Raw genomic sequence first — 11,682 nt, 5'->3', positions numbered from 1 at the left:
TACTTTGTTGTTAACTTACCAACGGAGAGAGGTTAATAAGTTACTTTATTTAAAGCATAATCGGTGCCAAAACGTAAGTTATTGATTTTTCTTTTAAGTGGTTGCTTAGTGTTACTTTTATGTCTTTTTGATTCTCAATTTGAGAAATAATGAGGTGTATTTGTTCAAATAAAGAACACTCTCTGCATTTTCTGCCAGATAGCCATAGATACGACTCTTTTTAACACGTAAACTGATTTGAATTTCACATAGACAAGGACGTGCTATGAACCTCAAGCTTGATACTCTTGCTCCCACTCAGATTTATCACCTGATGACACAAACCGTTGTTCCTCGCCCTATTGCGTGGGCATTGACGGAATCTTCAGAACAAGAGTTCAACTTAGCGCCTTTCTCTTATTTCACTCCAGTATCGAGTAACCCGCCTTTATTAATGCTGTCCGTTGGTAAGAAGCCAAGTGGTGAGATTAAGGATACGACTCGCAATTCGCTCGAAACAGGTAAGCTTGTCATTCATATAGCATCAGCAAGCTCTGCAGAAGCAATAACAGCAACAGCGGCCACACTTGATCATGGTGAATCAGAAGTGACTGCGAATAATATCGAGTTGGTTGAATTTGATGGCTTTTCTTTACCGAGAGTAAAAGAGTGCGCGGTCGCTTTTGGCTGCACCTTGTACGAAGTAAAAGAAGTTGGAGAGGTGCCACAAAGCCTTATCTTTGCTCAAGTTGAGGCCGTGTATATATCGGAGGATGTCATCGACAAAGACAGTGAGCGTCTTAAGATCGATGCGTTAGCACTGGATCCTTTATCTCGATTGGGCGGGGGTGAATACGCCACGCTTTCCAATGTGTTCTCTGTCGCTCGCCCTAAATAGTTTACCCATTTAGCTCAAGCAGAATAAGCGCTCTCAAACTCGTTTTCTTAAATTTAAGTACTCCTCAATTTATGTTAGATACCAAACACTCGCACTACATCCAACATCGCATTGACCAAAAAACCAAGCCACTCGGTGCGCTTGGCCTACTAGAAAAGGTTGCACATCAACTGGCATTGATTCAGAGCCAAGGCAAAGAAGCTGCGGTTGAACACATCGAATTGAACAAGCCAAGTATCATCATATTTGCTGGCGACCATGGCATTGCTGACGAAGGCGTGAGTATTGGCCCAAGTGCTGTCACACAACAGATGGTGTTGAATTTCTTAAACGGCGGCGCAGCGATTAATTGCTTTTGCGCGGTGAACAACATCGATATTACGGTGGTGGATACTGGGATTTTGTTACCAGTCGAATCCGATAGCGACATGTTAATTTCACAGCGCTTGGGTACGGGAACCAATAACTTTGCCAACGAAGCGGCAATGAGTTTAGAAACGATGGAACGTGGGATTGAATTGGGTGCAGAGCTTGCTTCTAGAACCATTTCGAATGGCACTAATATCATCATGTTTGGTGAAATGGGCATTGGCAATACCAGCAGTGCGTCAGCGATTTTGAGTGCATTAGCTAATCGCCCCACGCAGGAGTGCGTTGGTTTAGGTACAGGGATTAGCTGTGAACAACTGGAACACAAGAAAGTGGTTGTGAAACAAGGTGTTGCTCGTTGCAAAGGTTTAGATCCTAAAGAAGTACTTGCTCAAGTAGGCGGCTTTGAGATAGTTCAAATGGTCGGTGCTTTCCTTGGTGCGTACCAAAACAAAACCCCTGTGTTGGTCGATGGCTTTATCGTATCAGTCGCTGCGTATGTCGCGACCCTAATTGACCCGAATTGTCGTGATTACATGATCTTTGCGCATCGCTCTGAAGAATCGGGGCACAAAATTTTGTTAGAGCTGCTAGACGCTGAGCCACTGCTCGATCTTGGATTGAGATTGGGCGAGGGCACAGGCGCTGCACTGGCTATGCCAATTATTCGTGCGGCAGCTGAGTTCTATAACAACATGGCGAGCTTCGAAAGTGCTGGAGTCACGGTTTAATGAGTGATGCACCAGAAAGATCATTAAAAGATCGAGCTACTTATCAGTGGGAGCTTTTTACATTGGCGATGGGCTTCTTTTCTCGTTTGCCAATGCCGAAGAATACTCCCTATTCATCAGAGCGAATGAATCGTTCTGGACGCTACTTTTCAACGGTTGGTTTGTTACTTGGTGTTCTGTGTGGCGGTGTATTCTTGTTACTCGATACGGTACTGCCGAGTGTAGTGGCCATCTTTTTGATGATGAGTTTTAGCTTGATGCTCACTGGCGCTTTCCATGAGGACGGCTTGACCGACATGGCGGATGGCATTGGTGGTGGCATGACTTTAGAACGCCGCTTGACCATCATGAAAGATAGCCGCATCGGTACATACGGCGCGTCTGCGCTGATCATGGCTCTGCTTGGCAAGTGGGTTCTGCTCAATGAACTCGTCAGCATGACTGGATTGTTTTTGGTCATTGTGACGAGCTACACCTTTAGCCGTGCGATTGCTGCATCGCTGATTTACGACATGCCTTATGTTAGCGATTTGGATACCAGTAAAAGCAAGCCATTGGCCAACAAGCAAACTAAGGGCGAGCTCGTTTTTCTCTTGCTTGTAGGCGTATTACCTAGCCTGTGGTTTGGTCTTGAATTCGCTTTGATTTTATCTGTCGTTGCCTATCTGTTCAGAACAGGTTTCAAAAAGTGGTTGATGGCTCGAATTGGTGGCTTCACTGGAGATTGCTTGGGTGCAGCTCAACAGTTGATGGAGTTACTGATTTACCTTGTGTTCACTGCTGCTTTTTACAATGGTTTTCTTTAATGGCTTCTTATGACAAACACGAATCAAGCTAGTCAAATTAATCAAGCAAGTCAGAGAAGCAGCCTCCTGGTATTGGGGGGAGCTCGTTCTGGCAAGTCGAGTTTTGCAGAGCAACAAGCATTATGTGCGTTGGAAGCATGTTCAAATGGACGCCTACATTATATTGCGACAGCCACTTATTTAGACGATGAAATGCGAGAACGAATCGCGCACCATCAACAACGTCGTGATGAGCTGTGGGCTGAGCATGAAGTACCCGTTGAGCTAGCCGAAAAACTGCAGTCTTTTGACCAAGATGATGTGGTGTTGATTGATTGCCTAACATTGTGGTTGAACAACGTCATATTTGAATTGGGTGATGACGCAACTAATGAACAGGTTGAAGCTGTGGTTGAAGTATTGGTCAAAAGCGTAGAGCAAAGCCCGGCGCAAATTATCATGGTTTCAAACGAAGTGGGGCTTGGTGTCGTGCCGTTGGGCAAAGTGTCGCGTTTATTTGTGGACAACGCAGGGCGCATGAATCAATCACTGGCTCGTGTTGTTGAGCGAGTTACATTGATTGCAGCAGGGTTGCCGTTGAACTTAAAACCGTCAATCCACTCTATACATTCCGAAGGTTAGGTCGAGTTCATGGAAAACGGAGCCATCAAAAATATCTATTTGCTCAGACACGGCAAGGTCGAAGGCAAAGCCGCGCTCAATGGTTTCTCTGACGTGTTGGTTCAGACTGAAATACAACAACGTATTTGTGAGTCGCTGATTGAGCAAAACCTCTTTCTGGATTGCGTTGTCACTTCGCCATTGAGACGATGCAGCGACTTAGCCAACTTATATGCGAAACGTATGGCTTTGCCTCTGTCGATTGAGCCTGAATTTCAGGAAATGAACTTTGGTGAAGTCGATGGTGTTGCGTTCGATGAGCTTGATGATAAATGGGCAAAGTTAGAAACTTTCTGGGAAGATCCCGCAAACCATCAGCTGTCTGGCGCTGAAAGTTTACAGAACTTCCATGACAGGGTTACCCAAGGTTGGTCGCAACTTCTGACCAATGAAAGTGACAATCTATTACTCGTTACCCATGGTGGTGTGATCCGAATGATCTTGGCACATTGTCTCGATATTGATTGGAAAAACCCGAGTTTGTATTCGAAGCTATCGATTGAGAATGCCTCGATAACCCATATTCAAATCACTCAGTTTGCACAGAGCTTTGTCAGCGTAAAGTCGATAGGGCTACCAGTTCTCTGAGTGTTCAGAAACATAGTTTAATAATTAACAATTTATTAAAAATATTAGAAGTATAAAGCGATGCTTACAATCGCTATTTACGTGAAAGGAATTTTGTCATGACAACACCTAGTTGGGATCTAAGCATCGCTTATCGCGATCTGGATGATGCGAAGATAGAACAAGATATTGAACTCATTCAGCAGTGTATTGAACTTTTGTATGTGCATGTTGAAAAGCGCCACATCATTCTAGCGATGCAAAACGCGATTCAAACTTCAGAAGCGGCAGGTACGTTACTTAGCACCATCAACACGTTTGCTAACTGTCACGCATCGGTAGACGCAACACATACTGAAGCGAAAGCATTGCTTGGTCGTGTCGCGAAACTGAACTCTGAGATGTCTCAAGCGTTCAGCCCTTATGAAGATACGTTAATTCATGCTGAGCCGGAATTTATCAATGCCGTTTTAGAGCATGATAGTGCTGATGTAGCAGGGCAAGGGTTTGCGATTGAAAGCTCTCGTAAACTTGCAAGTAGTAGACTGAGTGTAGCTGAAGAGCAGTTGCTAGCCGCAATGAAAGTCGATGGCCGCGATGCATGGGGGCGTTTATACGATAACCTGACGGGTTCTTTAAAACTGTCACTAAAGCTGGACGGCGAAGATGAAACTCTAGGTTTTTCACAAGCGGCGAGTTTGTTGTATGGCAGCGAGTTCGACAAACAAGAAACGGCATGGCGTGCTGTTAAAGGCGCAATGAAAACGCATCAAGAGTCATTTGCTTCGATTCTAAATGCATTGGCAGGTTGGCGACTGACGGAAAACAAAAAGCGTTCGAAAATTAGCGATGTGCATTTCCTTGATCCAAGCCTGCATGGAAGCCGCATTGTACCAGAAACGCTAGATACCATGATGTCGGTGGCAAAAGCCAATCGAGCTGTTGGTCAGAAAGCAGGTTTGTTGATGGCAAGAGTTCACGGCTTGGATGAAATGAAACCTTGGAACCATTTAGCCGCGATGCCACCACTGGGTGACAATGAATCTAAAGTTTACCCATTTGATGAAGCGATCGAAGTGATCAAAACGGCTTTCTCTGAAGTCAATCCAGAGATGTCTGATTTTGTCGCATTAATGGTTGAGAACGGTTGGATTGATGCCGCGCCTGCTGCGAACAAACGCCTAGGTGCGTACTGTACTAAGTTTGCAGCCACTCGCACGCCATTAGTTTTCATGACTTGGAGTGGTAGTCGCTCAGATTTAATGACACTAGCTCATGAATTGGGCCACGCTTTCCATAACTGGGTAATGAAAGACATGCCATTGTGTCAAACTCGTTACCCAATGACACTTGCTGAAACCGCTTCGATCTTTGCTGAGAATATTGTTCGTGACCACTTGTTGAAGCAAGCACAAACACGAAATGAAAAATTGGAAATGCTGTGGGAAGAGCTCTCTTCTTCTTTGGCATTAATGGTGAACATTCCCGTTCGCTTCGAATTTGAAAAAGCCTTCTACGAGCAGCGTGAAAAAGGCGAACTGACGGCTCAGCAGCTTTGCGACCTAATGGAAAACACTTGGAAAGATTGGTACGGAGATGCAATGACAGAAGCCGACCCTTACTTCTGGGCGAGCAAGCTGCACTTCAGCATCTCTCAAGTGAGCTTCTACAACTACCCATACCTGTTCGGTTACTTATTCAGTAAAGGCGTTTATGCACAACGTGATTCTAAGGGCGAACAATTCTACGGTGATTATGTCTCATTGCTTCGTGATACTGGCAGCATGATGGCAGAAGAAGTGGTAAAAAAACACCTTGGCATGGATCTGACTGAAGCCGATTTTTGGCAACAAAGCATCGATATGGTCAAAGTTCAAATTGATGAATTTGAAAGATTACTGAATCAGAAAGATTAATTGATCTCAATCTGTTCATCGCGGGTAAGAGCTGTGTTAGCTTACGTGGCTCTTATCTTGCTGAAATGACTAAACTTAAAATGATCATCTAGAACAGAATTAAAAAATCATTATTTGGAACAGACGTCGGTTTGTTGATAAGCAAGAAATCTAAAATATATGGGCAGTATTTGTGAGTGATAACGGAGTTTCTGTTGATAAGTGCGATCCTAGCAACACAATTTCTATGTACAATTTATTAACATACGGCCGTGCAATTAAGGAGTAGCGCATGACGAAGACCCTCTTTCGCCAATCATTTCTTTTTGACAGCCTAGATCTTGAGCAAGAAGTGGTTGCAGGACAGACCGTACTGAGTAACGGTGTTCAAATTAAGCTTCATCAACGCGGTGTATTGGAAGTGATTCCCGCAGAGTACAATTCTGAAACCAAAAACATCATCTTTTCAACAGGTGTTCATGGTGACGAAACCTCTCCAATGGAGCTTATCGATAAGCTCATTGAGGATATAGAAACAGGCTTTCAGGAAGTGAACGCGAGATGCTTGTTTATCATCGCTCACCCTGAAGCAACCAACGCGCATACCCGTTTTCTTGATGTGAATATGAATCGTCTGTTTGATGAAAAACAGCACGAGAGCAATCGAGAAGTGGATATTGCGAAGAACTTAAAGTTCTTAGTGACTGAGTTTTATAAACAAACGGAACCTGCCACTCGCTGGCACCTCGATCTGCATTGTGCGATCCGCTTGTCTAAGCATTATTCGTTCGCCGTGAGCCCTAAGGTTCGACACGAAGTTCGCAATAAAGAGCTGTTTGATTTCATTAATAGTGCGCACGTTGAAGCGGTGTTGTTGTCGAACGCACCAACCAGTACATTTAGCTGGTACAGTGCCGAAAACTTCGCTGCTCAAGCGTTAACAATGGAGCTAGGGCAGGTCGCGCGAATTGGTGAGAACCAGCTTGATAAGCTCACTGCTTTTGACTTGGCGATGCGTAACCTGATTGCTGAAATAGAACCCGAGCATTTGCCAAAGAAAACCATTACCTATCGTGTAAGCCGAACGATTGTTCGTTTGCACGATGACTTTGATTTCATGTTCTCTGATGACGTTGAGAATTTTACCGCGTTCAAGCACGGTGAAGTGTTCGGTCATGATGGTGATAAACCATTAATGGCGAAGAATGAAAACGAAGCTGTGGTGTTCCCAAATCGAAACGTGGCCATTGGTCAGCGAGCGGCCTTAATGGTGTGCGAAGTTGAAACGCGGTTCGACCACGGTCAGCTTGTGTACGATTAATATCCAGTCGGATTTAAGCGACTAAAACAACCACTCAACTGGTTGAAATATCAAGGTTCACATTACGGTGTGAGCCTTGAGTTTATTTAGGGATACAGGTAAGGTTACGCGAACAATTTCAAAGTAGCTTGATATGGATTTCCAACAACTTCTTCACCAAAAACAGCACAAATGGACCCGAGCCATTTATCTGATGACAGCACTGCTTGTCGCGCTGAGTGCAATTTACCTAATGGTTGGCGATCTCTTTATTTCCCCTCTGGGCACCTTGTCCGCGTTAGAACAAAAACTACTGATTGATTTACGCTTACCTCGATTATTGGCTGCGATTGCTATCGGGGCTGGTTTAGCTGTGTCTGGCGCAAGTTTGCAAGTTTTACTCGGTAATGTATTAGCCGAACCCGGTGTGCTCGGTATTTCAGGTGGCGCGAGTTTAGCAATGGTGGTCGTGTTGTTCTTCTTGCCGTTTGCTCCGACTCCAGAACTCTTCATGATCGCCGCTGTTTTAGGTTCGCTCTGTTTCACCGTGATTCTGGTGAGCATGGTCAAAACGATGCGACTGACCACGGCCAAATTATTGCTGGTGGGTGTCGCGTTAGGCATTCTTTCAGGTGCGATGGTGACATGGGCGTTCTATTTTAGTGATGACCTCAGCCTTCGTCTATTAATGTACTGGTTGATGGGCAGTTTAGGTGGCGTGACTTGGTATCAACACTCGCTAACGTTAGTGATGATTCCCGTGATTATTTGGTTGTGCTTGCAAGGTAGTAAGCTCGATAAGCTAATGATAGGGGAGACTCACGCTGCGCAGCTAGGCGTGAATGTACCTAAGTTACGTTGGCGCTTAATCTTCGCTGTGTCTATTTTGGTCGGCTGTGCAGTAGCATTAGGCGGCGTGATCAGCTTTGTTGGTTTGGTTGTGCCACACTTACTCCGTTTAGCGATTGGTACTGATAACAAATACTTGCTTCCTTTGTCCGCGGTTGCTGGCGCTGCGTTGTTGGTGTTTGCTGATATTTGTGCGCGTACATTACTCGATTCTGCAGAATTACCTTTGGGTGTGATGACCACCAGTATCGGCGCGCCTATCTTCATTTGGATGTTAATTAAAAATCATGATTCAAATTAAGAGCCTGAGCGTCGGCGCTCGTTTATTACCACTATCATTTGAGCTCAAGCAAGGGCAGGTGACTCACGTTATAGGTCCCAATGGCAGTGGTAAAAGTACCTTACTCGAAGCGATATCGGGTATTGGTGATGGTTACAAAGGCGATATCAAGCTCGATGAGCAAGACTTATCTGTGTTGTCTTTACAAGACTTATCATTACACCGTGCTTATCTTTGTCAAAGCGCAAGGCCAGCCTTCAACTTAGAAGTGTTCCAATATCTCGCGCTCTCATTACCGAGTTCATCACACGGACTTGATACTGAAATCAACGCAGCTTTGGAAGAAATTAGTCAGATGTTGGACATCACAGACAAACTTCATCGTTCAATTCAGACACTGTCTGGTGGTGAATGGCAACGCGTTCGCTTGGCGGGCATGTGTCTGCAAATCTGGCCGACGCTTAATCCTTACGCAAAGCTGCTGATCCTCGATGAACCCGCAGCTCCGTTGGATATTGCTCAAGAAGCGTTGCTGTATAAGCTTATCGAACGAGTGGCTGAGAAGGGCATTGCGGTTATTATGGCTAACCACGACCTGAACCGAACCTTAAGACATGCAGACCAAGTGTTGTTGCTCGACAAAGGCGTACTTCAAGCATCAGGTAGTGCAGAACAAGTTCTTACGCCTGAACAGCTAGAGTCCGTGTTCAATACGCAAGTGAAAAGCATCTCTGTTGACAATCAAACCTATCTAGTCTTCGAGTAACGTCGCTTTTCATAACGTAGCTTCTAATAACGTTACTTTTAATGACACAATGGACACTTTTTAAGAGAAGAACCTTCAAATTGGTACTGCGTGTTTGAAGGTTTTTAGTCATCCCCTGTTGTATTCGCTCGAATACTCTTCTAACCAGTATTACTGATTTATAAATAAATAGAAGCAGTTACGCTGATTTTGGTTTGTCATCGTTCTCCTTTATATAATGATGAGAATGATTTTGATTAGTGATATTACTTTGATCTAGATACAAAAATGGCATGTTTATCAGTGGTAGTCTCCTTAGCATTACCTTGATAGGGCCAACACTCTGAACTTTTTCTCTCGCACTGCGAAACGCACATTGTTGATTTTGTCGTTATTCATGCTTCCTTTGAGCTTGAACATATCGTCGATCGTGCACCAGTTAGAAATGGGAGAAGAGATACATGCGCAGCATCATTGTGGTATTTATGACGCGGTACAAAGTGCCGTTCATAGCAGTAGTTTCCCCATCACAACTAAGACTCAAGCGCCGACTTATCAAAAGTTGACGCGCTTTTCAGTATCACTTCCCATATTCGAACTACCTCGTACTCGTTCGCCTCCATACGTTTAGCCTCAAAAGTATCGTTATCTATTCGTCCATCATCGTCGCATCTATTCGTCCTCAAGACGTCTATGTGTTCTGCGCCTATGCGTGGCTTTTGTTGGCAACATGATTAGGGGACATACGCCGTCTTGTTGTCGCTGCATTGAATAGAACAAACGAAATCATCACCAAATTTTCTAACGACATCATTCTTATTGTTGAAACAAACAATAAGAAAAATGAATGTGTCACTAACTCTTGATGATATTTATCGTTATAGTACTATCAAATTAGTTAATCATAATAATTATCATTACCATTAAGGTTTGTTTATGCCGTTTAAAAAACTTATCGCTACTTTAGCTGTTGCTGCTTCTGCTGTTATACCTGTTCAAAATGCGTTTGCTGAGGAGAGTACTCTTACTTTTGCAAACTATCGTGATATCCGTGACCTAAACCCACACCTTTACGGTGGTGAGATCTTTGCACAAAATCTTATCTTTGAAGGACTAGTACACCTTGGCGAAAATGGTGTACTTGAACCTTGGTTGGCGAAAAGCTGGAGCACTTCAGAGGATGGTAAAACCTATACATTTAAACTACGTGATGATGTCACGTTTTCTGATGGCAAGCCGTTTGACGCCAATGTTGTGAAAGCGAACTTCGATGCGCTGTTGGATAACGCTAATCGCCATACATGGCTTGAGTCTATCCGCCTGATGGTGGAAATTGAGAAGACAGGCAAAGAGAGTGTCAGAGTGGTAGATAGCCACACAATTGAGGTTGAGTTTGCTGAATCATACTACCCATTCCTTGTTGAGCTTGGTGTAACTCGTCCGTTTCGTTTCCTTTCTCCAGAATGTTTTAAAGACGGAACCACCAAGAATGGCGCTAGCTGTTATGTAGGCACTGGTAGCTATGTGTTGACAGAAAACGTGGTTGACCAACGCGCAACGTTCGAGCGAAACGAAAACTACTGGGGTGAACAACCACAAGCCGATAAGATCGTGGCAAAGGTAATTCCAGACAATCAATCGCGTCTGCTTTCACTACGCAGTGGCGAAATCGATATGGTTTACGGCCTACAACTTGTTAGCGCGCAGTCATACAAACAGTTTGAGAAAGATCCGCGTTTTGGCACAGAGCTTTCTGAGCCAGTATCGACACGTATGTTGATTTTGAACTCGACTAGCGAAAACCTAAGTGATACTCGAGTTCGTCAGGCACTGAGCCACCTTACCAACAAATCAATCATCGCAGAACGCATTATGTTGGGCTTAGAAAAGCCAGCGGACACTTTGCTTGCGAAGAATGTCCCTTACGCTGATATCGAACTGACGCCATACCAATATGACGTTGCTCAAGCTGAAAAACTGTTGGATGAAGCCGGCTGGAAGAAAGACGGCAAGACTCGTAAGTTGGACGGAAAACCATTTGAAATCACGCTTTCTTACGATAGTGACAAAGTCGTAGAGCGTACTATCGCACAGTACTTACAAAGTGAATGGTCGAAGGTTGGCCTGAAGATGAACATCGTTGGTGAAGAAGAACAAGCTCACCGCGATCGCCTGAAACAAGGTGAGTTTGATTTGTCGTTCAATATTTCTTGGGGTACGCCTTACGACCCTCAATCGTTCCTTGGTGGTATGCGTAAACCGGTATATGGCGATTACGCTGCACAACAAGGTATTCCACAAAAAGCTGAGATTGATAACCACATCTTAGAAGCGTTGGAAGCTATTGATGAAACCAAGCGTCAAGAGCATTACACGTACGTACTGAAAACACTGCACGAACAAGCGATCTACATTCCGATCAGCTACGAGCAAAACCGTGCGGTATTCAACAAGCGTGTAGAAGGTGTTGGTTTTAACCCATCTCAATTTGAAATCCCGCTGCAACGTATGTCAGTAAAGTAAGTAATAGATACTCTTTGTCTGTTCCCTTTACCACTGATTAGCTTATTGACTGACGCTCTTTTGGGGGTGTCAGTCTTTTT

The 11,682-nt window shown here is 44.3% G+C and carries 11 protein-coding genes; all 11 read left to right on the top strand.

Annotated elements, in window-relative coordinates; genetic code table 11:
• Positions 1–265 precede the first annotated feature (265 nt).
• The 11 genes from SJY39_RS23235 (at position 266) to nikA (ending at position 11,602) form a co-directional block, all read left to right on the top strand.
• A complete protein-coding gene (locus SJY39_RS23235) occupies positions 266–877 on the top strand; it encodes a flavin reductase family protein (RefSeq protein WP_010441206.1) in 612 nt (203 codons plus the stop codon).
• A gap of 71 nt (positions 878–948) precedes the next feature.
• On the top strand, positions 949–1,977 hold the full coding sequence (cobT, locus tag SJY39_RS23230) for a nicotinate-nucleotide--dimethylbenzimidazole phosphoribosyltransferase (RefSeq protein ID WP_010441204.1): 1,029 nt from the start codon (positions 949–951) through the stop codon (positions 1,975–1,977).
• Positions 1,977–2,783 (top strand): adenosylcobinamide-GDP ribazoletransferase, encoded by an 807-nt coding sequence (locus SJY39_RS23225; RefSeq protein ID WP_016800880.1) that lies wholly within the window; start codon positions 1,977–1,979, stop codon positions 2,781–2,783. The genes cobT and SJY39_RS23225 overlap by 1 nt, the downstream gene beginning before the upstream one ends.
• Before the next feature lie 9 nt (positions 2,784–2,792).
• A complete protein-coding gene (gene cobU / locus SJY39_RS23220; RefSeq protein WP_010441201.1) occupies positions 2,793–3,404 on the top strand; it encodes a bifunctional adenosylcobinamide kinase/adenosylcobinamide-phosphate guanylyltransferase in 612 nt (203 codons plus the stop codon).
• A 9-nt stretch (positions 3,405–3,413) separates the two neighbouring features.
• Entirely contained in the window at positions 3,414–4,031 is a 618-nt protein-coding gene (locus SJY39_RS23215) for a histidine phosphatase family protein (RefSeq protein WP_010441200.1), read from the top strand.
• Between the two features lie 98 nt (positions 4,032–4,129).
• Positions 4,130–5,926 carry a M3 family oligoendopeptidase gene (locus SJY39_RS23210; protein WP_372275296.1) on the top strand — a complete coding sequence of 599 codons (1,797 nt, stop codon included), beginning with the start codon at positions 4,130–4,132 and terminating at the stop codon, positions 5,924–5,926.
• A 271-nt stretch (positions 5,927–6,197) separates the two neighbouring features.
• Positions 6,198–7,226 (top strand): succinylglutamate desuccinylase, encoded by a 1,029-nt coding sequence (locus SJY39_RS23205; protein ID WP_010441198.1) that lies wholly within the window; start codon positions 6,198–6,200, stop codon positions 7,224–7,226.
• Between the two features lie 133 nt (positions 7,227–7,359).
• A complete protein-coding gene (btuC, locus tag SJY39_RS23200; protein ID WP_372275298.1) occupies positions 7,360–8,355 on the top strand; it encodes a vitamin B12 ABC transporter permease BtuC in 996 nt (331 codons plus the stop codon).
• On the top strand, positions 8,342–9,100 hold the full coding sequence (gene btuD, locus SJY39_RS23195) for a vitamin B12 ABC transporter ATP-binding protein BtuD (RefSeq protein ID WP_372275299.1): 759 nt from the start codon (positions 8,342–8,344) through the stop codon (positions 9,098–9,100). The genes btuC and btuD overlap by 14 nt, the downstream gene beginning before the upstream one ends.
• A gap of 322 nt (positions 9,101–9,422) precedes the next feature.
• A complete protein-coding gene (locus SJY39_RS23190) occupies positions 9,423–9,710 on the top strand; it encodes a DUF2607 family protein (protein WP_372275320.1) in 288 nt (95 codons plus the stop codon).
• Between the two features lie 305 nt (positions 9,711–10,015).
• Entirely contained in the window at positions 10,016–11,602 is a 1,587-nt protein-coding gene (gene nikA / locus SJY39_RS23185) for a nickel ABC transporter substrate-binding protein (protein WP_260810844.1), read from the top strand.
• Positions 11,603–11,682: the final 80 nt, after the last annotated feature.

Origin of the sequence: Vibrio sp. R78045, from assembly GCF_042466085.1 — a bacterium.
GTDB lineage: Bacteria > Pseudomonadota > Gammaproteobacteria > Enterobacterales > Vibrionaceae > Vibrio > Vibrio cyclitrophicus.
The sequence above is the reverse complement of the archived record's forward strand: the minus strand, read 5'-3'. Positions and strand labels throughout refer to the sequence as shown.